The following is a 24,682-nucleotide window of genomic DNA, read 5'->3' on the forward strand; positions in this document are numbered from 1 at the left end:
GTGGGTTTTCCTGGCTCCTATAACAGTATTTGAATTCCGCAACTCAAATGTGAAGATTTGTGAACTCGATTATTTGTTTAAAGGGAATCAGAGAAAGATGGAAAAACGTAGCCCCCTTGAGAGACAAGGGGGCTGGATGATGGAGCATAGCGGGCTCGAACCGCTGACCTCTTCGCTGCCAGCGAAGCGCTCTCCCAGCTGAGCTAATGCCCCGTAGAAATTAACCTAACAATTATTTATTCTATCCTATTTTATATGCGTTTTCAAGCAATTAGAAGCATTTCTGCAATAACAGTAACCTAGACTTGTTGCTATAATAGTTCGTACCATTTTGCAAATTTTTTTAGAGAGTAAATATTTGTCTGTTCTTTTTCACAATATATTGATGAGTTATTAGTTTACTAGAAAGGAGGATTCTTACGTTACCAGATAATTACCCATTTGTTGATCCTCGTTATAATTTAGTAAGTAGGGGTTAGCTTCAACGTGGGTTTCTTTAAACGGAATGGGCTGTATCTGGTGAAAATTTCGGGCAATCTATTTTTAATATATATGAAAGAATTGAAGCCACTTGTAAAAAACATAATACTAATACTCTAGTTTTCTGCCTTTTTTCTATCTTTTTGTACCAATTCATTACTCCTCTTTTAGAAGTTCACGTACCATATCTTGTCACGTAAATTCTAAGAGAGGAAGGTTAAGTTAATGTTTGGTCTTTCTATTATTCAACTAGTTCGTCGTAGGGGGGATAAACTCGATAAAAATATAAGAAGAGAATTGATCCGGCTTTATCACCCCTTTCGTTCGCTGCCATGTTTCTTGCACCGTCCTTTGGATTATGTGAGGAAAAAGACAAAAAGCTTATCTGTAGTTATTGAATTTCAGCCTGATTATTTTGAACACGGTCTAAATGATGTAAAGAAGGCAAAATGTAAAATCCATCATCAGCACCCCACAATTTCCTGTTGTTCTACTAAATTATCAATTAAAAAAATAGAACATTTACTTGAAAACTGTAATCACATCAAAAAGGTTTATTATGACAGGAAAATCACAACTTTGCTTGATGTAGCTTCACCAACGATTAATTCTGATCAGTTGAAAAAGTCTGGGTATACAGGGAAGGATGTAACCATTGCAGTCGTTGATACAGGTATATATCCGCACAATGATTTAGAAGGACGCATCATAGGATTTAAAGATTTCGTTCAAAACAAATCCGAACCATACGATGATAATGGACATGGTACCCATTGTGCAGGGGATGCAGCGAGTGATGGAGCAGCATCAAATGGATTGTACCAAGGACCAGCGTCTGATGCTAGCTTAGTTGGAGTTAAGGTATTAAATAAAATGGGGTCTGGTTCACTTTCCACGGTGATTGCAGGAATTGATTGGTGTATTCAAAATCAATCACAGTATAATATTAACGTTCTCTCATTATCTCTTGGCTCTGATGCACAAGAATCCGCTGAAGATGATCCTGTTGTAAAAGCTGTCGAGGAGGCATGGAATAATGGAATTGTTGTTTGTGTTGCAGCAGGTAACTCGGGACCTTCTTCGGAAACGATTGCAAGTCCTGGGATAAGCCCTAAAGTTATTACGGTAGGTGCCGCTAACGATAAGAACACAGCTGATCGCTCAGATGATATAGTAGCAAATTTCTCAAGCCGTGGCCCAACAATTGATGGATTAATGAAACCAGATCTGTTAACACCAGGTGCAAATATTATATCTTTACGTTCCCCAAGATCCTATCTCGATAAAACAAATGCAGGAGCACGTGTCGATTCAAACTATTTCTCTTTATCAGGAACCTCAATGGCAACACCAATATGTGCTGGTGTAGTTGCACAACTTCTTCAAAATAATTCAAATCTAACCCCGGATCAAGTTAAGGAACAGCTCATTAATGCGTGTGAAGATATAGGACAACCTCCCAATGTTCAAGGAAATGGCTATCTAGACGCCGCTCAATTAATTGAAGGATAATGGAATTTTTTAAATGAAATGGGGAAGTTTCAGAATTGCACTTTGCAATCATCTGGGACTTCTTTTTTGTTAGAAATAATGAAAAAGCAAATTGCTGCATTAAGATATGCAATTTTCAAACATTTACAGCGGTAGGGCATTTCGGTTATATTAATAGTGAATATAATTTTTAGGTATAATGTAGCATTGTCGCGAAAAGAGGGATAAAAAATGAAAGAACATAACGATGATTATCGCTATAAAATCGCCAACAGGGAAGCGTTAATTGGTGTTGGACTTGCTATTTTTAATTTTATTTGGTGGTTCGGATTTGCCTATGGACTTGGAGGGAAAGGCCCAGCTGAGTATTCGTATGTCTTCGGATTGCCGGCCTGGTTTTTCTATAGCTGTGTACTCGGATTTGTTGTGATGGCAGTACTTGTAACAATTGTGGTTAAAAAGTGGTTTGTTGCTATTCCATTTGATGAAGAAGGAGAAAGTAAATGAACGTGCAGGCGTTAGTTCCGTTAATTGGTCTGTTGGTAATCATTTTTGTCGTTGGTGTATGGGCTGGGAAGTCCTTAAAAACTTCGAACACGTTTTTGCAGGAGTACTTTCTCGGTAATCGTAATCTTGGCGGTTTTGTTTTGGCGATGACGATGACAGCTACATACGGCAGTGCTAGTAGTTTTATAGGCGGACCTGGCACAGCCTATACAGAGGGCCTTGGTTGGGTATTACTGGCGATGACGCAAGTAGTAACAGGGTATTTTGTCTTAATGGTACTTGGTAAAAAATTTGCCATCATGACCCGTAAATATCGGGCAGTAACGATGGTTGACTTTTTAAAAGAACGCTATCAATCGAAATGGGTTGTCTTGTTATCCGCTATTAGCATCATTATATTTTTATTTTCTGCGATGGCGGCTCAGTGGATTGGTGGTGCACGGTTAATTGAATCATTGCTAGGCATACCCTATACGAGTGCGTTATTTATTTTTGCTTTGTCTGTATTAATTTATGTAACAATTGGCGGATTTAAAGCTGTTGCGTTAACTGACGCGATTCAAGGGGTTATCATGTTAGTTGGGACACTCGTTTTGTTGATTGCAACTGTTATCGCTGGAGGCGGGGTATCGTCGATCATAACAGATTTAAGTACAGAGAACCCAAATTTAATCACGCCGTTTGGAGCGGATGGAAGTTTGACACCAACATATGTATCATCATTTTGGATACTCGTTGGTGTCGGGGTAGTGGCACTTCCGCAAATAGCTGTCCGAGCAATGTCTTATAAAAATGCACGATCCATGCATCGCGCAATTATTATTGGAACCATTGTCGTTGGCTTTATCATGCTGAACATGCATTTAATTGGTGTGTTCGCTAGGCCGATTTTACCTGGCATCGAGGTTGGCGATAAAGTAATGCCACTCATTGCGTTGGAAGTTTTGCCAAACTGGCTTGCGGGTGTCGTTTTGGCAGCACCAATGGCCGCAATTATGTCAACAGTGGACTCACTGTTACTATTAGTCAGTTCAGCAATTGTAAAAGATTTATATTTAAATTATATTCAACCAGAAGCATCACATCGAAGGATCAAACGTTTAAGTATGGGTATTACTGCTGTTTTGGGCATTATTGTTTTCTGCATGGCTTTAGATCCTCCTGATTTAATTATATGGTTAAATTTATTTGCTTTTGGAGGTCTGGAAGCAGCATTTATTTGGCCAATTGTTATGGGGCTATATTGGAGTAAGGGGAATAAATATGGCGCAATTTCTTCCATGGTAACTGGAATCGTATTATATATTCTATCGGACACTTTCTATCCAAAACCATTTGGACTACACTCGGTTGTACTTCCAATTGTCATATCATTCATATCTTATGTCATTGTAAGCATGGCAACACAAAAAAGGATGATCGAGGAAGTCGGCTAGAAGGGCATATCCAAAAAGCGTTCTCATAGGTTGGTGAGAACGCTTTTTGAAAATGTCTATACAATAAAGTAAACGATAATGGATAAACATACTGATGTAATTCCCATTGCTAACAGTGGCTTCAGGGCCTTTGTACGTAAATCTTTAAGGCTTACATTTAGTCCAAGCCCAACCATGGCAGCGGTTAATAGCCAAGTTGTAATGCTGAAAACGACATTCATAACATCATCGGATACTGGAATCGAGTGACCAAAAACATAGCTCCCCAAAATACTTAAGATAATAAAACCAACTAAAAACCATGGAAATTCAATTTTAGCATCCGTCTGTTCGGTGCCTTTGTTTTTTCGCTTCATAATATAAATAAAAATAAAACATAATGGGACAAGCAGGAATACACGGCCTAGTTTTGCAAGTAGGGCAATTGCTAACGCATCCTCACCACCAGGGGCAGCTGCGAGTGCGACATGGGCAACTTCATGTAAACTAGAACCAGACCATACCCCATAGTCGATCGCGGATAATGGCAAAAATGGTCTTAAGATGGTATACCCAATGGCAAATATTGTTCCCATTAGCGCAATAATGCCAACCCCTATTGCCGTATCTTCATCTTTTGACTTAACAATCGGTGCAACGGCTGCGATTGCTGCTGCACCACAAACCCCTGTTCCAACACCAAGTAACAGTGAAATCATTTTGTTCGCCTTTAGAATTTTTGCTAACCAAATGGTCAAACAGATAGCAAAAATAATTACACCAGCGTCTCGAACAAGTAATCCTAAGCCATCATGGAGAACGGTATCGATGTTTAATTTTAGGCCATATAAAATAATTGCTGCTCGTAGTAAGCGTTTTGATGAAAAGGCAATCCCTGCTCGAATTGCCTCGGGATAGCCAAAGAACTGGCGATAAATAACAGCGATGATAATGGCGCATGCCAATTGTCCAACACGATCAAATCCGGGTAACATTGCTAATAGATATCCTAGTAATGCAATAAAAAAAGTAAATGCAACTCCACCAAGCCATTTTCCAGTTGCGGAAGAACTTAAGGATTTTGTTGTATTTTCTAACGTCATTGCGACACCTCCTATCCTTAGATTAATGTATTTTTTTATATAAGGAAAATAAATCATTATAATAGTGATAATAAGTAAAGTGATATAATAATTGGAAAAGGCGGTATTGGAATGGATCAGCATTTACAAGTATTTATAACAGTTGCAGAAAAGAAGAACTTCTCCAGAGCTGCCGAAGAACTTCACATGACACAACCTGCTGTCAGTCAGTATATACGTACATTTGAGGACAATATTGGTACAAGACTCTTAGAAAGAACGAATAAATACGTCCGTTTAAATAAAGCAGGGGAAATTGTTTATCATCATGCTAAGGAGATCCTTGGCCTTTATACAAACATGCAACACCTTGTCGACGATTTAGTGAATAAAGCAAATGGTCCGCTTTCAATTGGTGCAAGCTATACTTTTGGAGAATACATACTACCACGTATTATTGCTAAATTACTGGAAACTTATCCAGAAATTCAGCCTGCGGTTACAATTGGTAATACGTCAGAAATTGCTGATTTAGTATCGAGTCACCAGTTAGACGTGGGGATTGTTGAAGGTCATTTTAAAGGTCAAGAATTAACTGTGGAGGAATTTGCTGAGGATTATATGGTAGTCGTTGCTTCCGCAAATAATAAGCTGACACACAAGGAATATGTAACAATAAAGGATTTGGAACATCAAACGTGGATTGTTCGCGAAAACGGTTCTGGGACAAGGGAAGCAACTGAAAAAATGTTTTGCCATTTTGATTTTTTTCCAGCTAAGCGAATGAATTTTGGCAGTACCCAGCCAATTAAAGAAGCAGTAGAATCTGGGCTAGGGGTTAGTCTATTATCGCAATGGGCAATCCAAAAAGAACTACGAAATGGGGATTTGAAACTAATACAAATGGAGGAATTGCCGTTTTCAAGACAATTTTCATTCATCACAAAATCCCCCTTTCAGACAAAGGCTTTAGAAGTGTTTATCGGATTATTACGTCATGATAAGATGTTGACTACGTTTATTGGTCATTAATAACAAAAGCGGCAGCACTGGAACTTGACGTGGCTCATTATGCCGAAAGCAAATTAGAGCGAAATTTTATAATTTACCTTGTAAAAAAAGCTCTCCCACAATAATTGTGGGAGAGACTTTATAGTAGGCATACTCAAAATAATTCGATCACCTTAATTATTTGTTTCCAATCGCTCGTTAGCAAACTGGACAAAATAATCCAATGAATTCGGATTGGCTAATGAACCCTTATTTACTACATGATCAACTGATTTACCCATTAGTATTTTTTTGATTGGAATTTCAAGCTTTTTCCCATTCAAAGTTTTTGGAATATCAGGAACCTGATATATAGCTGTTGGGACATGCCGTGGTGAGCATTGTTCTTTTATTTGCTTTTTTATGGATTGTTTAATTTCCTCTGTTAATTCTTTTTCATTTTTCATTAGAACAAATAATGGTACAAATGAATTCCCATTACGATCAGGAATATCAACTATCAAACTATCAGCTACTTGTTGTACCTGATCGACTGCTCGGTAAATTTCACTCGTGCCAATTCGGACACCACCACGATTGATTGTTGCATCTGATCGGCCGTAAATCACACATGTATGACGATCAGTTATTTTTAGATAATCCCCATGTCGCCAGATTCCCGGAAATTCATCAAAATAACTATCGTGCAGGCGGCTACCATCATGGTCATTCCAAAAGTAGATCGGCATCGAAGGGAATGGCTCCGTTAGCACGAGTTCGCCAACTTCTTCTATTTGGGCCTCGGCGTTATCGTTGAAGCTTTCAATTTTCGCACCAAGTCCACGACATTGTAATTCTCCTGCGTAAACCGGCAAGATTGGTGCCCCCAGAATAAATGCTGTACATACATCAGTTCCGCCGCTTGAAGATGCAATCAAAAGGTCTTCTTTAACGTTGTCATAACACCATTGGAATCCTTCCGGTGGTAGTGGGGATCCGGTTGAACTAATGTTTTTCAAGTTACTTAGATCAAAGTCTTCTCCGGGTGTGACTTCATCTTTCATACATCCTGTAATAAAGCTTGCACTTGTACCAAAAACAGTCATTTTTGTTTGTTCAGCAAACTTCCAAAGCATGTTTTTGTCTGGATATCCGGGATTTCCGTCGTACAAAATAATGGTACTCCCTGTTAGAAGCCCACCAACAAGGAAATTCCACATCATCCATCCGGTTGTGGTAAACCAGAAGAAACGATCATTCTCACTCAAGTCAACATGGAACGTTAGCGCTTTTAAATGTTCAAGCAAAATCCCACCCTGACTTTGTACAATCGGCTTAGGTTTCCCTGTCGTTCCTGAAGAAAATAGTACCCAGAGTGGATCATTGAACGGTACGTGTTCATAAGTAAGATTTAACGGCTCGGAATTAGTCGTTGCCTTATTCCATAATGTAACATTTTTAAGCCGGCTACAATCCGGACTTTCATTTAAATAGGGTATCACAATTGTTGCCTCTAGCGTTGGCAGTTCTGCTTGGATATTTTCTACAACCGCTAATCGATCAAAATTTTTGCCTCCAAACCGGTATCCATCAACGGTAATCATTACTTTTGGTTCAATCTGCTTAAAACGATCAATTACACTCTGCGTACCGAATTCGGGCGATGCACTGGACCAAATAGCTCCTAAACTAGCAGTGGCAAGAAATGCGACAACAGATTCATAGATATTGGACACATATGCCACAACACGATCACCTTTTTGTACACCCAGTTTCGTCAATGTTTGTTGAAGTGCAGCTGTTTCCTGATATAGTTGGTTCCATGTAATTTCAGAGGTTGCCCTTATCTCTGAGGAATGAATAATTGCTGGTTTATTATTGATAAAATTTCTAAAAACGTGTTCCGTATAATTGATCGTTGCTCCTGGAAACCATTTAGTACCGGGCATGTTATGTGATGTTAGAACTGCCTCGAATGGCTTTTCTGATTGGATATCAAAATACTCCCAAATAGATTTCCAAAATAATTCGAGTTCGTCAACTGACCAATTCCATAGAGAATGATAATCCGCAAAGTCCAGGTTTTTATGTTGTTTTAGCCATTTCATGTAAGCATAAATATTTGACGCCTCTTTTTGTTCATCATTGGGTTCCCATAGTAATGTTCCCTCTTTAATGTTTCCCATCCAATCCCTCCTGCATTCACGTACGATTATCACTATTATATGAAACCGCTTTCCACATGTAAAGTAACGGAATCTACGTAGATTTCACATGTAAAAGGACAAATCCCACTTAAGGTATTAGAAGGAATTGCCCTTATGTTGATCCCTAAAACTCGTGCAAATAGTTGTAAATCAATGGTTTTAAGTAACGTTCTACTTCCGTTTCCTTCTTACTATACAGTGTAACAAATAAGTGGATTAGATTGCAGTCATAGGAATTATAGATTAACCGTTATTGATTGTATTGGGCGTATTTGATGAATGTCTTCTCATCTTCTATCAATCCACATGTCCCACATTGAACTCTATAGTTTGGTCCATTATAGGCGACATGAAATACTTCTAAGCCACCATCTGTGTAGTCATTCATTACCTCTCCGGTTTGTGCGTCCAGTTTTACTGGCTTTGCTACTTGTTCGATGATATTAAAGCGCGAACGATTCGTTTTACAATTTGGACATCGATAGGCTTCTCCCATACAAACACCTCCATATTTAGTTTGTTCTATATTGGAAAAGGTATACAAGGGAATAATGTAGTAGTGTGATGAAACAAGAATTGCCCGAAGCAAAACATCGGCGGGAGAACAGAAACATCGGCGCGAGAGCGAAAACATCGGCGTGAGAGCGAAAACATCGTCCCGAGGGCAGAAACATCGGCGCGAGAGCGAAAACATCGTCCCGAGGGCAGAAACATCGGCGGGAGAACAGAAACATCGGCTCGAGAGCGAAAACATCGGCGCGAGAGCGAAAACATCGTCACGAGAGCAAAAACATCGGCGGGAGAACAGAAACATCGGCTCGAGAGCGAAAACATCGTCCCGAGAATAGAAACATCCGCCCGAGAGCAAAAACATCGGAGGGAGAACAGAAACATCCGCCCGAGAACGAAAATATCGTCCCAAGAGCGAAAACATCAGCCCGAGAACATCAACATCAACCAAAAAGTGGCCAAGTATGGATTTACCATATTTGGCCACAACATAATTAGCTTCTTTTTACACGATTACTTGCTGCCTTACTTCTAGCTTGTGCTTTTTTATCTTCTTCATCCGCAAATTCTTCGGCAAATTCTACATCTATTCCATCGGACAATTGATTCTTTGGTGTTTGTGCCAGGTAATTATTTTTTCTTGATTTATGCTCATCTCTTCCCATGCCTTACACCCCTTATGAAATATAGAATTTACAATTATAGCTTGCGTACATTTCAGGTTAATCATACAAACAATTTAGGTTTGCAAGAAATTGACAGGTTCACGAAACAAATTTACAATTAATCCATGTGAGCGCTTTTCGGGGCATTGCCAACGGAGAGCTATTTTTTGTTGGAGAAGGGATTAGAACAAGATGAGTAAACAGCAAAATGTTAAACAAGTGATTTACGATTATGCAAAGGTAATTATTGGTGCCACCCTTGTTGCACTATCCTATAACATATTTTTATTACCATCAAAGCTTGCTGCAGGAGGTATCTCGGGTGTAAGTACCATTCTTTATGAAATGTATGATTTAAGTCCAGCATATACACAGTTCCTGATAAATATACCGATATTCATTATTGGGTGGCTAACATTAGGAAAGGATTTTAGTGGGAAAACGCTAGTGGGTACGTTTTGGGTGCCGTTCGTAATATTTCTTAGTGCGGATTTTCCGTACACGATTACAAATCCATTGCTAGGTACGATATATGGTGGGATTATACTTGGGATTGGCCTTGGGATTGTCTACAAAGGCAATGGTTCAACTGGTGGAACAGCAGCCATTGCTCAGATTGTCAAGAAATTCACGGGCTTATCAAGTGGTTACTCCCAATTAATTGTGGACGGGATAGTCGTTGTCTCCTCCATCATTGTATTTAATTTGGAGCTTACGTTATTCGCGCTAATGTGCATATATATAACGAGTAAAGTAATTGATATGGTGCAATTACAAACGTCATCAACAAAGTTAATTTTAATTATTACGGAGGAAGAAGAAAAGATCCAATCGATTATTCGTGATGGGATTGACCGAGGATTAACCAAAGTCCGGTCGGTAGGAGGATATTCGAATAAAAGCAAATCGATGATATTATGTGTTGCGGAACAGACAGAGGCAGTTTATTTAAAACGCGTTCTACAACAGGAAGCGCCGACATCATTTGTTGTGTTTATTAATGCCTCTGAAATTCTTGGTCGTGGTTTCTCATTAGATAAATATTATGGGCAAAAATTGTAATAAGTTGGGGGAACGAAGAAAATAATAGTCGTTCCCCTAAATAGTGTTACTTGCGGTCTCCCCCTAATAGTCCATATAGTCCTCCAGCAATGCTCCCTTCCCCTTTAGAGCCACCTCTTTCCGGCATTGCGGCAAATACACGGCTTGCAAGTCGGCTAAATGGAAGAGACTGGATCCATACTTCTCCAGGCCCACGCAATGTAGCGAAAAAAAGCCCCTCGCCACCAAATAATGCTGTTTTAACGCCACCGATGTATTCGATGTTATAGTCCACATTACCAGTCATAGCGACAAGACAACCGGTATCAATCTTCAATACTTCCCCGGGTTCAAGTACTTTCTTATGAATGGTTCCTCCAGCATGTACAAAGGCCATTCCATCTCCTTCAAGTTTTTGCATAATAAATCCTTCACCACCAAAGAATCCCGTACCTATTTTACGTTGGAACTCAACACCGACAGCCACTCCTTTTGCCGCCGCTAAAAATGCATCTTTTTGACAAATTAATTTTCCATTTAACTCGCTTAAATCCATGGGAATAATTTTGCCTGGATAAGGGGAAGCAAAAGAAACGTGCTTTTTCCCAGCGCCCTCATTCGTAAAAGTGGTCATGAATAGACTTTCTCCGGTAATAACCCGTTTTCCAGCGCCAAGTAGTTTTCCCATTAATCCGCTTCCCTGGTTTTTAGATCCATCGCCAAAAATCGTTTCCATACGGATTTGCTCGTCCATCATCATTAAGCTTCCTGCCTCTGCAATAACTGTTTCTTGTGGGTCAAGTTCGACCTCAACAAATTGCATATCATCACCATGTAGTTTGTAATCAATGTCGTGGTTATTCATTTTTCCATCCCCTTTTTTCTTGATAATAGATGATACGGTTCAAAATTATTTCGGATTCAATTTTTTGTTATATTTCCTTCAAATAATTTTTTAAAAAACTTCATATACTAGTAGTTAAGAACATAATTCATTGTTATTTTACTTAGGAGGTAGTTACATGCCACTCAACATAACGCAAAAGTTAATTAAGGATCACCTTGTTTCGGGAGAGATGACACCTGGGGCGGAAATTGGTCTTAAAATTGATCAAACATTAACACAAGATGCAACAGGGACATTGGTTATGCTTGAATTGGAAGCGATGGAATTAGATCGTGCAAAAACAGAAGCATCTGCACAATATGTTGATCACAATCTTATTCAAGTGGATAGTAAAAATCCGGATGATCATTTGTTTCTACAAAGTGCAACAAGGCGATTTGGCATCCATTATAGCCGTCCGGGTAATGGTGTAAGTCACCCGGTTCACATGCAACGACTAGCTAGGCCAGGTAAGACATTGCTTGGGTCAGATAGTCACACTTGTGCGAATGGCTGTATGGGAATGCTGGCGATGGGGGCTGGTGGAATAGATGTTGCATTAGCCATTGCTGGTGAACCGTTTTACGTAAAAATGCCAAAAGTGTGGGGCGTTAAGCTAACGGGTGAATTGCCTGATTGGGTAAGTGCAAAAGATGTTATTTTGGAAATGCTTCGCCGTCATGATGTGAAAGGTGGGGTTGGTCGAGTTATTGAATACTATGGCCCGGGCGTTGAGACATTAAGTGCTATGGACCGACATGTAATTGCAAACATGGGCGCTGAATTAGGTGCGACTGGAACTGTTTTTCCGTCTGATAAAGAAATAAAACGGTTTTTAAAAGAACAGGACAGGGAAGATGACTGGATCGAACTTGTTGCCGATAAGGATGCAACATATGATATTCATGAAGAAATTAATCTTGCTGAAGTTGAACCATTAATTGCAAAACCTTCAAGCCCAGGAAATGTAGTACCTGTAGCCGAACTTGCTGGAACTCCTATCTATCAATCCTATATAGGCTCATCAGCAAATCCAGGCTTTCGTGACTTTGCGGTAGCGGCTGAGATGGTTAATGACAGGCACATAGCTGATGGAATTTCGTTTGATATAAACCCAACTTCACGACAAATGTTGACCGACTTAGTAAAAGAAAGTCACATTGCAAGCTTGCTTCAATCAGGCGCACGATTACATCAGGCAGGTTGTAACGGATGTATTGGAATGGGGCAGGCTCCGGCAACTGGCAGAAATAGTTTACGGACAACGCCAAGAAACTTTCCGGGACGATCGGGTACAAAAGAGGATAGTGTATTTTTATGCGGCCCAGAAACTGCTGCAGCTTCTGCGTTAAAGGGGGAAATCACGGACCCAAGAACGCTGGATTTCAAGTATCCGAAAGTAAAGGATCCGAGTAAGCCAACCGTTGATGTAAATTTATTAGATGAACCAATACCATTTGAAGAAGCGAAAAAAGTTGAATTACACAAAGGACCTAACATTGCTTCCATACCAAAAATGGATGGACTTCCGGATAATTTGGAACTGCCAATTCTGTTAAAAATGGGTGACAATATTTCGACTGATGAAATCCTTGCTGGCGGGGCTCGTGTTTTACCGTTTCGAAGTAATTTACCGGAAATAAGTAAATTTACATTTGAGATTATTGATGAGACATATTATAAGCGTGGAAAAGAGACAGTTGATAAAGGTGGGCATGCAGTCATTGGCGGATTTAACTATGGGCAAGGTTCTAGTCGCGAACATGCAGCACTGGCACCAAGGTATCTTGGTTTACGTGTTGCATTAGTAAAGGATTTTGCACGTATCCATTGGCAAAACCTTGTTAACTTTGGCGTATTGCCACTTACCTTTGTAAATGAAGAAGACTATGACAAATTAAGCCAAGGGGATGTTCTAGAACTTTCAGGACTGAAAAACAAAATAGCTCAAGGCAATGAATTTGAAGTTAACGTAAAAGGAAAGGATCAACAAATTAAAGTCAAACATACGTTGTCTGAACGTCAAGTTGAGATAATGTTAAAAGGTGGAATAATTAATTGGGCTAAGGACCGTCAGCAGTTAACTTAGAAAAGGAGGAAATAACAAACATGGTAGATCGCAAAAATACATGCAGAGCTTGTGAAGGAACAGGGATGTTAGCAGATGATGAAGGATGGCAATATAATTGTAGTGTTTGTGGAGGAGATGGAATCCTTAGTCAAGATGATGCATCAAAGGGTGCCAGACTAATGTCGACCGATGAAAATAACCGATTGCTGGACTAGGACACTAGGACAGAAAAAGATAAACAAAGAAGTAATCAATCGGAGAACTCTCCAATGATTACTTCTTTTTGGTTTTATTTTTCATTTAGTTCGGATTCGTCTGTCTGTTGTTGATCCGTTTCAGTCTCAGTCCCATCCTCAGGTTGTGTTGCATTTTTACCATACATATACTCCGAAGAATCGACGGGTTCCCAATCATCATTTGGTGTGTAGAATCTTAATAAATCACCAAACAGTAGTTTATCTGAAAGCTTCAATTCATGTTGGACTTGTTCATTTTGTTCTTTCATTTCTTCTGTTTTTTCCATTTTCTCTCCAGTGTCATTTGCGTAGTAAGTTCCTGATAATTTACTATACTCTGGTGTAATAAAGTCACCATTGCGGAACGTTACAAAGTCTTTGTGATCTTTTGAAAACAGGTCTGTACCAAATTGGATATAATCTTGAGCATCAATTCCTACTAGGTGAAGTAACGTTGGCATTACATCAATTTCTCCTGAATATTCATGATTGATACCTTGCCCTTTAACACCAGGAACTTTAATCATAAATGGTACACGTTGAAGCTGAGCACTCTTGAATGGTGTAATTTCTTCACCAGTAATTTGTTTCATTGCTTTGTTGTGATTTTCCGAAATACCGTAATGGTCTCCGTAAATCATAATAACAGAGTCTTTGTATAATCCTGATTCTTTTAGATCGTTAAAGAACTGTTCTAATGATTCATCCAAATAACGAGCTGTTTGGAAATACCTATCAACAGAAGGATCGCCAGTTTCTGCAGGTTCTATGGAAGTTTCGTCTGAATCAATTAAATAAGGATGATGGTTCGTTAGTGTTATCAAATGTGAATAAAATGGTTGTTCTAATGATTCAAGCATTGGCATTGACTCTTTAAAGAATGGCTTATCCTTCAAACCATAATTAATTACCTTGTCTTCACTCATGTCATAATAACTGGAATCAAAGAATTTATCGATACCAAATTGTTTGTAAATTTCATCACGATTCCAAAACGATTTATTATCACCATGGAATACTGCTGATGTGTAACTTTGTTGTTGTTTTAGTATTGCTGGAAGTGCTTGATACGTATTGTTACTTTTCGTTACGAAAGCAGCCCCTTGTGGTAATCCATAAATTGAATTATCCAAAATAAATTCTGCATCAGCTGTTTTTCCCTGTTCTGTTTGGTGGAAGAAATTGTCAAAGTACGTAAAGTTTTTACTTTGGTCATGAACCAATGAATTAAGAAATGGTGTTACTTCTTCACCATGTAATTTGTAATCGATCAAAAACGATTGAAATGATTCTAAATGAATTTTAATAATGTTCTTTCCTTTAGCAACACCGAAAAGTTCTTGATTTGGTTCAGCATATTTATTTTTTGTATAATTTTCCACTTCGGTAATATCGCTACTGTCTGCAAATACGCGTTGGGTTGATGAATGGATGCTTTGTGCCGCATCATACAATGCAAAATTGTATGAACCCAAATATTTTACTATATAGTTTCTGTCAAACGTTCTTTTTAACAATTGTGGCCGGTCAATTTCTGCTAAGCCTAAGTTTACTGTAAAGACGATTACGCCAACTGCCATAACGATTAACGGCTTTCTAACAGGCATGCGATTTATCGACCAGCTATGTCTGCTCCAAGCGAATAATGCAATTAGGATGATAACATCTAAAAAGTAAAATACATCATACCATTCTGCTAAACTAGCAATACTACCACCTAAACTTCCGAAGTTGTCTGTTTGTGTCAATGTTGGTAGTGTTATATAATCGTTGTTAAAGCGATAATATACAACATTGGCATAAAGTAGAAAGCTCATTAGAAAGTCGATAATAATTGTCCATATTCCCGCTCTTTTTCCTTTAGCAAATAGGGCGATACCTAGGAAAATTAATGCGGAACTTAATGGATTAATAAATAATAGAAATTGTTGTAAACCATTTTGTATATCTAAATTAAATTCAAACTCATATATTAAATAAGATTTTATCCATAGTAAAATAACCGCAACAAAAAAGAACCCCATTTTGGATGAAGGTATATTCTTCATTGTTTTTTCACCTCAAATTTTATTATTAATAATTTATAGCCTCATTCACGGTATTTTAAACCAATTTGAGGATTAATGCAAGTGCTATACAAAAGTTACCAAAAGGTTATAACAGTGGTAAAAAAACACTACCTGCCAATAGTAATTGACAGGTAGCTTGAAAAACATTAATGCGGCATTTGTCCTTGAACAGGTGCAAAACTATTTTGGAATGTCTGCATATCTTGTTGCTGAAGTTGTGGCACTTGATAATATTGATGTTTATTCTGATACAAAAATACTTCATAGGCCATTTCAATCATATTTGGAATGCTATCAGCAAAAATACGTCTTAGGACGGGATTGGTCATTTCCAATGCTGTCATAGTAAATGCAGATGCAGTTGATTTCAGTGACCCCAGCATAAAACCAGATATGCATTCATCATTCAACTCATTGACAGACTGACTTGGTGACTTTGGTGCTGATGGTTGCATTCCATATACAACATTATTGTTCTGCTGCATCTCGTAGGACTGTGTTTTTACTGTTGGATCTTGACCCGTTTTAAATGTTTCCACAATTGTATTATATAGCTGTGTACAAAATGCACGATGTCGTTGCGCCATTGCCATTAACTCTTGATCTTGGATGTGTTGTTCATATAATAGGTATTGTTCAAGTCCGCCTGTTAAAGTCGATAACGCTTCATGTGCATCAAACATATCATGTCCACCGTAATCCTGTTGTGATGGCATTTGTGGTGAACTTTGCAGGTTTTGTTGTTGGTTTTGATTTTGATTTAACACGAAAAAACCTCCTAAAAATTTGATCAGCGTTATTTTTTACTCTTACAGTGGAAATTATTCATAGGCAAGAGTCAAGGCAACCCTGCATTAATATTGATCAAATGTTTGATTAAGAACTAATTACTTCTTTAAAACCCTCTACTTTTTGGATTGTTTCGTCCGTTAATTGCTTGACCATAACTACATTAGGTCTATCTTTTTTGGCTTCTGCTATAAGAGGATAGAGGCTTCTTTCAATGTCCTCATAAAATTCTGGGTATTTTTCCTCTATCCTTTTTTCAATTTGATCCCAGTTTTCTTCTATTTTTTTACCGATCGCTTGAATATCTGTTGTGCTATCTGGTGATTGTTCTGTTTGGTTTTTCAGTTCTTCCAAAGTGGCTAAAACTTTATCGATGCTGCTGTTTATCTCAGAAGAAATGCTTGCACTTGTCTGGATGTAGTCCTCGGTGTTATTTTTATTGATTTGATCCTGATTTCTTTCTGACTGCTCATCACCGTTTGAAGCACATCCGGTTGTAATGATAAGTAAAGAAGCAAATGTACAATAGAAAAACTTTTTCATTTTGATCCTCCTATGTATAACTAATTGGGTTATTTTCCTTAGTATGTTAACTATGGGAAATTTTATACACATTTTTAGACCAAGGTGTAATAATGGCGAATAGTTTAACCATCGGAATAAATTGTTGTATAATTATCAAAAAACAGATGATTTTAAGGGAGCGATTTAATGAACGATCAAAAACCTATTCAAATTGACGAACGCATTTTCTTGATTGATGGTTTTGACTTAGGTGTTTCGAAACGTACGGGTACATATGTTATTGATGATGACATATTGACATTAGTAGAAACAGGGCCAAGTCCATCGATAAAGCATATTAAAAAGGGATTGGAAATGCTTGGGTTTTCGTTAGATCAGGTTAAATATATAATCGTGACACATATTCATTTGGATCATGCTGGTGGCGCTGGTTTAATGATCAAAGAATGCCCAAATGCAAGTATAGTTGTTCATCCGAAAGGGGCGCGGCATCTCGCTGATCCAAAACGATTAATCGCTGGTGCGCGCGAAGTTTATGGAGATAGCTTTGAGAAGTTTTTTGAACCCATTGTACCTGTACCAAAGGATAGATTGCTGGTTAGGGGGGAAGGTGACACTCTAAAAATTGGCCCGGAATGTACGTTAACATTTTTTGATACTCCTGGTCATGCTAAACATCATTTTAGTATTTATGACCCCATCAGTAATGGGATTTTTACCGGTGATACAGTTGGCATCCGGTATGAACAATTAATCCGTGATGGTGTTGATTTATTTTTGCCTTCTACATCGCCAAATCAATTTGACCCTGTTGCAATGCGTAATGCGATAGAGCTTATACAAAAAATGGGTGTTGACAGGATTTATTATGGCCACTTTGGTATGACGGAGAAGGTGAATGATGCGTTAAGGCAAGCTTCAGAATGGCTTACCATTTTCGAACATGAAGGGGAAGAGGTCTTTCGGCAAGGAAAAGGATATCAAGAACTTGCCAAAAGAATGCTGCAACGTGTAAAGAATCATTTGCAAATGTTACATGTAGATGACAGCCATGATGTTTATGAATTACTAGGTGTTGATATGCAAGTTAGTGCACTGGGTATAATAGATTATTTTCAAAAAGAAAAATAAGTAGGAGGCTATTTATCGATAATAGTACTCAAACGAAAAAGTGATGTATTCTATTTCTTAAGAATTCGTTGCTTTTTTATTTGCAAAAAATATTTTTATTTTTTTCTAAATTGTCTTGATGTTAATGTACAAACGATGTAAGCGCATCCAATTATTTCTGATTTATCAAAAGTATCAAAAAAATGAAAAATACATGTTGACCCTTTTGATAAAACGTTGTATGATAATTCGCAATATCATTATTCAAGCGATAACAATATATTGAACGTGATGACGGGAATAAAGGTTTAAGTATTTTGTATTCACAGAGATCTAGGGTTGCTGGAAGCCTAGAAATACATCTTATTCCGACATCTTCCCTGAGTGCTAAGTTGAACAGAGTTTTGGCAAATTCTAATTAGGCTTAGCCAGGTGCCCCTAGTGCACCTGTTATCAAAGCAGGCTGATTACAGCCTCGTAAGGCAGTATTCGTAAGGATGCTGCAAACCTGGGTGGTACCGTGAAAAAGAAGGCTCTTTTCACCCCAAAAAATTCTGAACATGTGAGGATTTTTGGGTGTGAGAAGGGCCTTTTTAATTTATAGATGCTAAGGAGGTATGGTGTAAGTGAAAACGGAGGTAAAGCATGAAGAAATGATTAGTAAAGAGAAAACGATAACTGGTGCTGATCTACTTATGGAAACATTGGAACAGTTGGAGGTAGATACACTATTTGGTTATCCGGGAGGGGCTGTATTACCTATTTATGATGCTTTATATCGTAGTAAGGCGCCTTTTAAACATATACTTTCAAGGCATGAGCAAGGCTCCATTCATGCAGCAGAAGGATATGCTCGCGTGACCGGCAAACCTGGAGTGGTGTTTGCAACGTCTGGGCCAGGAGCAACAAACCTGGTAACTGGAATTGCTGATGCCATGATGGATTCGTTACCACTGGTTGTATTCACAGGTCAAGTAGCCAATAGTGTGATTGGAACAGATGCATTTCAAGAATCTGATGTCATGGGGATTACTACACCTATTACCAAATACAACTACCAGGTAAAGCAGTTATCCGAATTGCCAAAGGTTATCAACGAGGCATTTCATATTGCGACCACAGGAAGACCTGGTCCTGTTGTAGTAGATATTCCTAAGAATATATCCACAGCGGAGTCATCGAATAAATTTGAAAGTGGTGTTTATTTACCTGGATATCAGCCAACAACAAAGCCGAATTCATTACAGATGGTAAAACTGGCAGATGCGTTGTCTAAGGCAAAAAAACCATTGGTGCTTGCGGGTGCAGGTGTTTTATTTGCAAAGGCCTCGACTGAACTAAAGGAATTTGTTGAGACCTATCAATTACCCGTAACAAATACGTTGCTTGGCTTGGGAGGTTTCCCTGGATCCAATCCATTGTTTCTAGGAATGGCCGGAATGCATGGAAGTTACGCTGCTAATATGGCGATATATGAGTGTGATCTATTACTAAATATTGGAGCAAGATTCGATGATCGGTTAACTGGGAAACTGGAACACTTCGCCCCACAGGCTAGAGTTGCACATATAGATATTGATCCAGCTGAAATAGGCAAGAACGTACACACTGAGATACCGGTCGTTGCTGACGCAAAACAGGGGTTAACAGCTTTAGCAAACAGTTCAATCTCAATGCCAGACCATAAAGAGTGGTTAGATAAATTACAAAACAGTAAACAGACTTATCCGTTTTGGTATGAGCGGTCAACAGACTTAATGTCACCGCAATGGTTAATTGAACAGATATACCAAAAGTCCGGAGGTGATGCAATTGTTACAACAGATGTTGGGCAACATCAAATGTGGGCGGCACAATATTACACATTTAACAAACCAAATAGATGGGTTACCTCTGGTGGGCTTGGAACGATGGGATTTGGTTTCCCAGCAGCGATTGGAGCGCAATTAGGTGCACCAGAAGAGTTAGTTATTTCAATTGTCGGTGACGGTGGATTTCAAATGACATTACAAGAACTTTCTATTATGAAAGAAAGAAATTTACCAGTCAAAGTTATCATTGTTAATAACCAAGCACTAGGAATGGTAAGACAATGGCAGGAAAGCTTTTATGAGAAGCGATATTCTGAATCGGTATTTACAACGAATCCTGATTTTGTAAAACTCGCTGAAAGTTATGGCATTCGAGGGATAAAGGTTAATCGTGAAGAGGACGTGGACGATATGCTAAAGGATATATTCACCTATGAAGGACCTGTCGTTGTTGATTGTCGGGTGGTAAAGGAAGCGTGTGTTTATCCAATGATAGCCCCTGGTAAAGGGATTCACGAAATGATCGGGGTGACAAAATGAAACGCATTATAACAGCTACCGTCCAGAATCGAAGTGGTGTCCTTAATCGCGTTACAGGAATGTTGTCAAAGCGCCAATTTAATATTGAAAGTATATCTGTAGGAAGTTCAGAAACTGAGGGTATATCTAAGATGACGTTAGTTGTTGATGTGAGTGATCATCAAAAATTAGAGCAACTGACAAAGCAGCTTAATAAACAAATAGATGTGATTAAAGTGTCAGATATTACCGATAAAGCTATGGTGGCCAGAGAACTAGCCCTGATCAAAGTAGTAGGTAGTGGTCAAGTGCGGGCAGAAATCCAGGGTGTAATATCCCCCTTTCGTGCATCGATTATTGATGTCAGTAAGGATAGTTTAACGGTACAGGTAACCGGCAAACCAGATAAAGTTGAGGCCCTAATTACTTTATTAAGACCTTATGGAATTAAGGAATTAACAAAGACAGGAATGACTGCTTTCCTAAGAGGGCAGCAACAAAATGTTACGGAAATTAATTATTTGTCTATTTAATTATTAGAACACTTTAAATTTATTAAAAATAGAGAGGATGCTTAACATGGCAAAAGTACTTTATGAAAAGGATATTCAAAAAGAGGTATTACAAGGAAAGAAAATTGCTGTAGTGGGTTATGGATCACAGGGGCATGCACATGCATTAAATCTTCGTGATAGTGGCTATGATGTGGTTGTTGGACTAAGACCAGGAAAGTCCCAGGTAAAGGCTGAGGAAGATGGTTTTACGGTTGAAACTGTTGCTAATGCGGTTAGGCAAGCAGATGTAGTGATGATATTGCTCCCGGATGAGTTACAGACGGCTGTGTATAATGAAAGTATTAAACCAAATTTAGAAGCTGGAAACGCGATCGCCTTTGCTCACGGGTTTAATGTTCATTTTAGTCAAATTGTTCCACCTGAAGATGTGGATGTATTCCTTGTAGCACCAAAAGGGCCTGGTCATTTAGTACGTAGAACATATGAAGAGGGCGCAGGTGTCCCATCCTTATACGGTGTAGAACAAGATGTGACTGGTAATGCAAAAGAGCTTGCACTAGCATACGCACAAGGGATCGGAGCTGCAAGAGCGGGTGTGCTTCAAACAAGCTTCCAAGAAGAAACGGAAACAGACCTATTTGGGGAGCAGGCTGTTTTATGTGGTGGCCTCACCAACTTAATTAAAGCTGGATTTGAGACATTAACAGAAGCGGGATATCAACCGGAAGTTGCATATTTTGAATGTTTACATGAAATGAAGTTAATTGTTGATTTGATCTACGAGGGTGGACTTGAAAATATGCGTTACTCTATCTCAGATACAGCACAGTGGGGAGATTTTGTTTCTGGACCTCGTGTCGTTAATGAAGAAACGAAACAGCGAATGAAAGAGGTTCTTGCAGATGTACAGTCAGGGGAATTCGCCAAAGGTTGGATTCTGGAAAACCAAGCGAATCGTCCTAAATTCAATGCAACCAACACGAAAGAAAATCAACTTCCAATTGAAAAAGTAGGAAGGGAGTTACGTGAGTTAATGCCTTTTGTAAAACAGCCATTGCAAAATAAGCAAAAGGATGTGAAAACATATGTCACAAATTAAGATTTTCGATACAACATTGAGAGATGGCGAGCAATCACCAGGTGTAAATCTTAATCAGCTAGAGAAATTGGAAATAGCCAAACAACTGGAACGTTTCGGAGTTGACCGGATGGAAGCGGGTTTTCCTGCTTCTTCTAAAGGGGACTTTAATGCGGTAAAAACGATAGCGGAAACAATAAAAGAGACATCCGTTACAGGACTTGCAAGAGCGGTAAAATCCGATGTTGATGCTTGTTGGGAAGCGTTAAAAGGAGCTGAGGATCCTTGCTTGCATATATTCTTAGCAACATCACCTATTCACATGACGTATAAATTAAAGAAATCGCCACAACAAGTAATTGATACGGCTGTTGATATGGTTACGTATGCCAAACAGAAATTTCCTCAAGTGGAATGGTCAGCAGAAGATGCTTCTCGTTCCGATTTGGATTTTTTGGCACAAATTATTGAACGTGTGATTGATGCCGGGGCAACAGTGATCAATTTGCCTGATACGGTTGGGTATGCGACACCACTTGAATACGGCAACATGTTCCGTTATATCAAAGAAACAGTACCGAATATTGATCGTGCTCGACTTTCCTGTCATTGTCATAATGATTTAGGGATGGCCGTAGCGAATTCGATCGCAGCAGTGGAAAATGGCGCAACACAGATTGAAGGGACAATCAACGGAATTGGTGAACGAGCTGGCAACGCAGCATTGGAGGAAATCGCCGTTGCATTAAAAATCCGCTCTGACCATTATCCATATACAACGGATTTGAATTTACATGAGATTAAACGCACGAGTGACCTTGTCACAAAATTAACCGGTATGTATGTGCAAGCGAACAAGGCAGTAATCGGCCGCAATGCGTTTGCCCATGAATCAGGCATCCATCAAGATGGCGTTTTAAAAAATGCGGCCACTTATGAAATCATTACTCCGGAAATGGTGGGTGTTAATTCGAATACTTTATTCTTAGGGAAACATTCGGGGCGTCATGCTTTTAAAGATAAGGTCAAAGAGCTTGGATACGAACTCTCTGATGAAAAGCTTAAAGAAGCATTCAACTTATTTAAGCTTTTGACTGACCGTAAAAAGGAAGTGACGGACGATGATTTATTTACTATTTTGATGGAGATACAAACAGATACTTCAAAAGTAGATAAATATCAATTAGAAATGTTCCAGGTCCAATATGGTACTGCTAACATTCCAACGGCTACCGTAGTGTTGCAGAATCCAGATGGAGAATCCGTACAAACTGCGTGTACTGGCCAAGGAAGTGTTGAGGCTTTGTATAAAACATTGGATGCCCTTATTAAAGAGAATTTGCAACTTGTAGACTATCAACTTAATTCTGTTGGCCGCGGAAAAGATGCGCTTGCCGAATCACACGTTCAGCTCGTAATTAATGGGGAACCAATGAATGGAAGAGGCTCCGCACAAGATGTGATCGAGGCCTCTGCAAATGCGTTTTTAAATGCTGTAAATCGCTATATTATTCAACAAAAAGCAACGAAGGAAAAGCAAGCTGTAAAATAAAAAACCTAATGATGGAGGGGAGAGTATGAATAAACAAATTATTCTACTTCCGGGTGATGGTGTTGGAAAAGAAATTGTGGAGTCGGCAAAACTTGTGTTAAACACGATTGCCAGTGAATTTGGCCATCGTTTTACATTTCACCAGCATGCTATTGGTGGAGATGCTATTGATCAATATGGAACGCCTTTGCCGGAAGATACCATCAAAGCATGCCATAATGCAGATGCCGTTTTATTAGGTGCTGTTGGAGGGGCTAAATGGGACTCCCTTCCAGCCCACGTAAGACCTGAAAAAGGTTTACTTGGAATACGGAAGTCGCTGGGGTTATTTGCTAATCTGCGCCCGATTAAAGGCTTTGCTCCTTTGCTGCATGCTTCCCCATTAAAAGAAGATGTAGTTAAAGGAAGTGACATTTTAATCATTCGTGAATTGACAGGTGGGCTTTATTTTGGCAAACCAAGTGAACGACGTGAAGATGGGAATGTGGTTGTCGATACACTTTATTATCATCGAAGTGAAATGGAACGGATTATTGACAAAGCGTTTCAAAGTGCAAGATTAAGAAACAAACATTTAACATCTGTTGATAAAGCAAATGTTTTGGAATCAAGTCGGCTTTGGCGTGAAATTGTTAACGAAAAGAGTAAGAATTATCCGGATGTAACAGTTGAGCATCTGCTTGTTGATGCTGCAGCAATGAAGCTGATAACACAGCCTACTCAATTTGATACAATCGTTACGGAAAATTTATTTGGCGATATTTTAAGTGATGAGGCATCTGTATTAACAGGGTCACTAGGGATGCTGCCGTCTGCAAGTGTACGTACAGATGGGGTTGGACTTTACGAACCAGTTCATGGATCAGCACCAGATATTGCCGGTAAAGGTATTGCCAATCCATTAGGCATGATTCTCTCCGCCGCACTGATGCTTAGACACTCTTTTCAAATGGATGAGGAAGCTACTGAAATTGAAGAAGCTGTTAATGCTTGTCTTGACCAAGGTTATCATACCGCTGATTTGCAAATGAAGGGTGGGAAGCTTGTAGGTACAAAAGAAATGACAGAAACTGTGGTGGAGAATCTAACGACAAAAAGTGTCTCAAATAGCATTTGTAGTATGTATGTCTAAT

Annotated in this window: 22 protein-coding genes and 1 tRNA gene; 14 read left to right on the plus strand and 9 right to left on the minus strand. The window is 38.9% G+C overall.

The features are described from left to right. Window positions 1–140 precede the first annotated feature (140 nt). Window positions 141–213 (minus strand) — tRNA-Ala (locus ACW2QC_RS11900). A 492-nt stretch (window positions 214–705) separates the two neighbouring features. On the opposite strand from ACW2QC_RS11900, the gene ACW2QC_RS11905 reads away from it, so the two are divergent. From ACW2QC_RS11905 to panF, 3 genes are all read left to right on the plus strand, one after another. Further along, window positions 706–1,992 carry a S8 family peptidase gene (locus tag ACW2QC_RS11905; protein ID WP_457544197.1) on the plus strand — a complete coding sequence of 429 codons (1,287 nt, stop codon included), beginning with the start codon at window positions 706–708 and terminating at the stop codon, window positions 1,990–1,992. Between the two features lie 210 nt (window positions 1,993–2,202). Further along, the gene (locus tag ACW2QC_RS11910; protein WP_457544198.1) at window positions 2,203–2,478 is read left to right on the plus strand and encodes a YhdT family protein; all 276 of its coding nucleotides are present in this window, start codon (window positions 2,203–2,205) and stop codon (window positions 2,476–2,478) included. Continuing rightward, window positions 2,475–3,914: a sodium/pantothenate symporter gene (gene panF, locus ACW2QC_RS11915; protein ID WP_457544199.1), complete on the plus strand. Its 1,440-nt coding sequence runs from the start codon at window positions 2,475–2,477 to the stop codon at window positions 3,912–3,914. Before ACW2QC_RS11910 ends, panF begins: the two co-directional genes overlap by 4 nt. A 56-nt stretch (window positions 3,915–3,970) precedes the next feature. On the opposite strand, the gene ACW2QC_RS11920 is transcribed toward panF, so the two are convergent. Beyond that, complete coding sequence (locus tag ACW2QC_RS11920; protein WP_457544200.1) at window positions 3,971–4,996, minus strand: YeiH family protein; 1,026 nt, start codon at window positions 4,994–4,996, stop codon at window positions 3,971–3,973. A gap of 111 nt (window positions 4,997–5,107) precedes the next feature. On the opposite strand from ACW2QC_RS11920, the gene ACW2QC_RS11925 reads away from it, so the two are divergent. Beyond that, window positions 5,108–6,007, plus strand: coding sequence for a LysR family transcriptional regulator (locus tag ACW2QC_RS11925; protein WP_457544201.1), 900 nt, complete (start codon window positions 5,108–5,110; stop codon window positions 6,005–6,007). A gap of 152 nt (window positions 6,008–6,159) precedes the next feature. On the opposite strand, the gene ACW2QC_RS11930 is transcribed toward ACW2QC_RS11925, so the two are convergent. Both ACW2QC_RS11930 and ACW2QC_RS11935 read right to left on the minus strand, forming a co-directional pair. Further along, a complete protein-coding gene (locus tag ACW2QC_RS11930; RefSeq protein ID WP_457544202.1) occupies window positions 6,160–8,151 on the minus strand; it encodes an acetoacetate--CoA ligase in 1,992 nt (663 codons plus the stop codon). Between the two features lie 271 nt (window positions 8,152–8,422). Next, entirely contained in the window at window positions 8,423–8,668 is a 246-nt protein-coding gene (locus ACW2QC_RS11935) for a DNA alkylation repair protein (protein ID WP_457544203.1), read from the minus strand. Between the two features lie 142 nt (window positions 8,669–8,810). Here ACW2QC_RS11935 and ACW2QC_RS11940 point away from each other — a divergent pair, with 142 nt between their 5' ends. Beyond that, window positions 8,811–9,020 (plus strand): hypothetical protein, encoded by a 210-nt coding sequence (locus ACW2QC_RS11940; protein WP_457544204.1) that lies wholly within the window; start codon window positions 8,811–8,813, stop codon window positions 9,018–9,020. A gap of 156 nt (window positions 9,021–9,176) precedes the next feature. On the opposite strand, the gene ACW2QC_RS11945 is transcribed toward ACW2QC_RS11940, so the two are convergent. After that, window positions 9,177–9,347, minus strand: a complete 171-nt coding sequence (locus ACW2QC_RS11945) for a YfhD family protein (RefSeq protein WP_457544205.1) — start codon at window positions 9,345–9,347, stop codon at window positions 9,177–9,179. 192 nt (window positions 9,348–9,539) lie between these two features. On the opposite strand from ACW2QC_RS11945, the gene ACW2QC_RS11950 reads away from it, so the two are divergent. Further along, window positions 9,540–10,409 carry a YitT family protein gene (locus ACW2QC_RS11950; RefSeq protein ID WP_457544206.1) on the plus strand — a complete coding sequence of 290 codons (870 nt, stop codon included), beginning with the start codon at window positions 9,540–9,542 and terminating at the stop codon, window positions 10,407–10,409. A gap of 46 nt (window positions 10,410–10,455) precedes the next feature. On the opposite strand, the gene ACW2QC_RS11955 is transcribed toward ACW2QC_RS11950, so the two are convergent. Next, window positions 10,456–11,253 carry a TIGR00266 family protein gene (locus ACW2QC_RS11955; RefSeq protein ID WP_457544207.1) on the minus strand — a complete coding sequence of 266 codons (798 nt, stop codon included), beginning with the start codon at window positions 11,251–11,253 and terminating at the stop codon, window positions 10,456–10,458. A 157-nt stretch (window positions 11,254–11,410) separates the two neighbouring features. Between ACW2QC_RS11955 and ACW2QC_RS11960 the strand changes: the two genes are divergently transcribed. Further along, window positions 11,411–13,363, plus strand: a complete 1,953-nt coding sequence (locus ACW2QC_RS11960; protein WP_457544208.1) for an aconitate hydratase — start codon at window positions 11,411–11,413, stop codon at window positions 13,361–13,363. Window positions 13,364–13,383: 20 nt separating this feature from the next. Beyond that, window positions 13,384–13,560 carry a hypothetical protein gene (locus tag ACW2QC_RS11965; protein WP_158701574.1) on the plus strand — a complete coding sequence of 59 codons (177 nt, stop codon included), beginning with the start codon at window positions 13,384–13,386 and terminating at the stop codon, window positions 13,558–13,560. 74 nt (window positions 13,561–13,634) lie between these two features. Here the strand turns inward: ACW2QC_RS11965 and ACW2QC_RS11970 are convergent, their stop codons facing one another. From ACW2QC_RS11970 to ACW2QC_RS11980, 3 genes are all read right to left on the minus strand, one after another. Beyond that, window positions 13,635–15,629 carry a sulfatase-like hydrolase/transferase gene (locus ACW2QC_RS11970; protein ID WP_457544209.1) on the minus strand — a complete coding sequence of 665 codons (1,995 nt, stop codon included), beginning with the start codon at window positions 15,627–15,629 and terminating at the stop codon, window positions 13,635–13,637. 167 nt (window positions 15,630–15,796) lie between these two features. Next, complete coding sequence (locus ACW2QC_RS11975; RefSeq protein ID WP_457544223.1) at window positions 15,797–16,366, minus strand: spore coat protein; 570 nt, start codon at window positions 16,364–16,366, stop codon at window positions 15,797–15,799. A 160-nt stretch (window positions 16,367–16,526) separates the two neighbouring features. Then, window positions 16,527–16,982, minus strand: coding sequence for a hypothetical protein (locus tag ACW2QC_RS11980; protein WP_457544210.1), 456 nt, complete (start codon window positions 16,980–16,982; stop codon window positions 16,527–16,529). Window positions 16,983–17,150: 168 nt separating this feature from the next. Here ACW2QC_RS11980 and ACW2QC_RS11985 point away from each other — a divergent pair, with 168 nt between their 5' ends. From ACW2QC_RS11985 to leuB, 6 genes are all read left to right on the plus strand, one after another. Continuing rightward, window positions 17,151–18,095, plus strand: coding sequence for an MBL fold metallo-hydrolase (locus tag ACW2QC_RS11985; RefSeq protein WP_457544211.1), 945 nt, complete (start codon window positions 17,151–17,153; stop codon window positions 18,093–18,095). Window positions 18,096–18,727: 632 nt separating this feature from the next. Next, entirely contained in the window at window positions 18,728–20,425 is a 1,698-nt protein-coding gene (gene ilvB, locus ACW2QC_RS11990; protein WP_457544224.1) for an acetolactate synthase large subunit, read from the plus strand. Beyond that, window positions 20,422–20,937 (plus strand): acetolactate synthase small subunit, encoded by a 516-nt coding sequence (gene ilvN, locus ACW2QC_RS11995; RefSeq protein WP_106495150.1) that lies wholly within the window; start codon window positions 20,422–20,424, stop codon window positions 20,935–20,937. The genes ilvB and ilvN overlap by 4 nt, the downstream gene beginning before the upstream one ends. Before the next feature lie 46 nt (window positions 20,938–20,983). Next, entirely contained in the window at window positions 20,984–22,018 is a 1,035-nt protein-coding gene (gene ilvC, locus ACW2QC_RS12000; RefSeq protein ID WP_457544212.1) for a ketol-acid reductoisomerase, read from the plus strand. Next, window positions 22,005–23,549, plus strand: coding sequence for a 2-isopropylmalate synthase (locus ACW2QC_RS12005; protein ID WP_457544213.1), 1,545 nt, complete (start codon window positions 22,005–22,007; stop codon window positions 23,547–23,549). The genes ilvC and ACW2QC_RS12005 overlap by 14 nt, the downstream gene beginning before the upstream one ends. Window positions 23,550–23,574: 25 nt before the next feature. Next, window positions 23,575–24,681 (plus strand): 3-isopropylmalate dehydrogenase, encoded by a 1,107-nt coding sequence (gene leuB, locus ACW2QC_RS12010; protein ID WP_457544214.1) that lies wholly within the window; start codon window positions 23,575–23,577, stop codon window positions 24,679–24,681. The last annotated feature ends 1 nt before the right edge of the window (window position 24,682 follow it).

This window comes from Virgibacillus sp. FSP13 (genome assembly GCF_054048505.1).

Bases quoted from the DNA above. Each gene is read 5' to 3' on its own strand.
- ACW2QC_RS11905 (WP_457544197.1), top strand. From the start codon at position 706: ATGTTTGGTCTTTCTATTATTCAACTAGTTCGTCGTAGGGGGGATAAA.
- ACW2QC_RS11910 (WP_457544198.1), top strand. From the start codon at position 2,203: ATGAAAGAACATAACGATGATTATCGCTATAAAATCGCCAACAGGGAA.
- panF (WP_457544199.1), top strand. From the start codon at position 2,475: ATGAACGTGCAGGCGTTAGTTCCGTTAATTGGTCTGTTGGTAATCATT.
- ACW2QC_RS11920 (WP_457544200.1), bottom strand. From the start codon at position 4,996: ATGACGTTAGAAAATACAACAAAATCCTTAAGTTCTTCCGCAACTGGA.
- ACW2QC_RS11925 (WP_457544201.1), top strand. From the start codon at position 5,108: ATGGATCAGCATTTACAAGTATTTATAACAGTTGCAGAAAAGAAGAAC.
- ACW2QC_RS11930 (WP_457544202.1), bottom strand. From the start codon at position 8,151: ATGGGAAACATTAAAGAGGGAACATTACTATGGGAACCCAATGATGAA.
- ACW2QC_RS11935 (WP_457544203.1), bottom strand. From the start codon at position 8,668: ATGGGAGAAGCCTATCGATGTCCAAATTGTAAAACGAATCGTTCGCGC.
- ACW2QC_RS11945 (WP_457544205.1), bottom strand. From the start codon at position 9,347: ATGGGAAGAGATGAGCATAAATCAAGAAAAAATAATTACCTGGCACAA.
- ACW2QC_RS11950 (WP_457544206.1), top strand. From the start codon at position 9,540: ATGAGTAAACAGCAAAATGTTAAACAAGTGATTTACGATTATGCAAAG.
- ACW2QC_RS11955 (WP_457544207.1), bottom strand. From the start codon at position 11,253: ATGAATAACCACGACATTGATTACAAACTACATGGTGATGATATGCAA.
- ACW2QC_RS11960 (WP_457544208.1), top strand. From the start codon at position 11,411: ATGCCACTCAACATAACGCAAAAGTTAATTAAGGATCACCTTGTTTCG.
- ACW2QC_RS11965 (WP_158701574.1), top strand. From the start codon at position 13,384: ATGGTAGATCGCAAAAATACATGCAGAGCTTGTGAAGGAACAGGGATG.
- ACW2QC_RS11970 (WP_457544209.1), bottom strand. From the start codon at position 15,629: ATGAAGAATATACCTTCATCCAAAATGGGGTTCTTTTTTGTTGCGGTT.
- ACW2QC_RS11975 (WP_457544223.1), bottom strand. From the start codon at position 16,366: ATGCCATCACAACAGGATTACGGTGGACATGATATGTTTGATGCACAT.
- ACW2QC_RS11980 (WP_457544210.1), bottom strand. From the start codon at position 16,982: ATGAAAAAGTTTTTCTATTGTACATTTGCTTCTTTACTTATCATTACA.
- ACW2QC_RS11985 (WP_457544211.1), top strand. From the start codon at position 17,151: ATGAACGATCAAAAACCTATTCAAATTGACGAACGCATTTTCTTGATT.
- ilvB (WP_457544224.1), top strand. From the start codon at position 18,728: ATGATTAGTAAAGAGAAAACGATAACTGGTGCTGATCTACTTATGGAA.
- ilvN (WP_106495150.1), top strand. From the start codon at position 20,422: ATGAAACGCATTATAACAGCTACCGTCCAGAATCGAAGTGGTGTCCTT.
- ilvC (WP_457544212.1), top strand. From the start codon at position 20,984: ATGGCAAAAGTACTTTATGAAAAGGATATTCAAAAAGAGGTATTACAA.
- ACW2QC_RS12005 (WP_457544213.1), top strand. From the start codon at position 22,005: ATGTCACAAATTAAGATTTTCGATACAACATTGAGAGATGGCGAGCAA.
- leuB (WP_457544214.1), top strand. From the start codon at position 23,575: ATGAATAAACAAATTATTCTACTTCCGGGTGATGGTGTTGGAAAAGAA.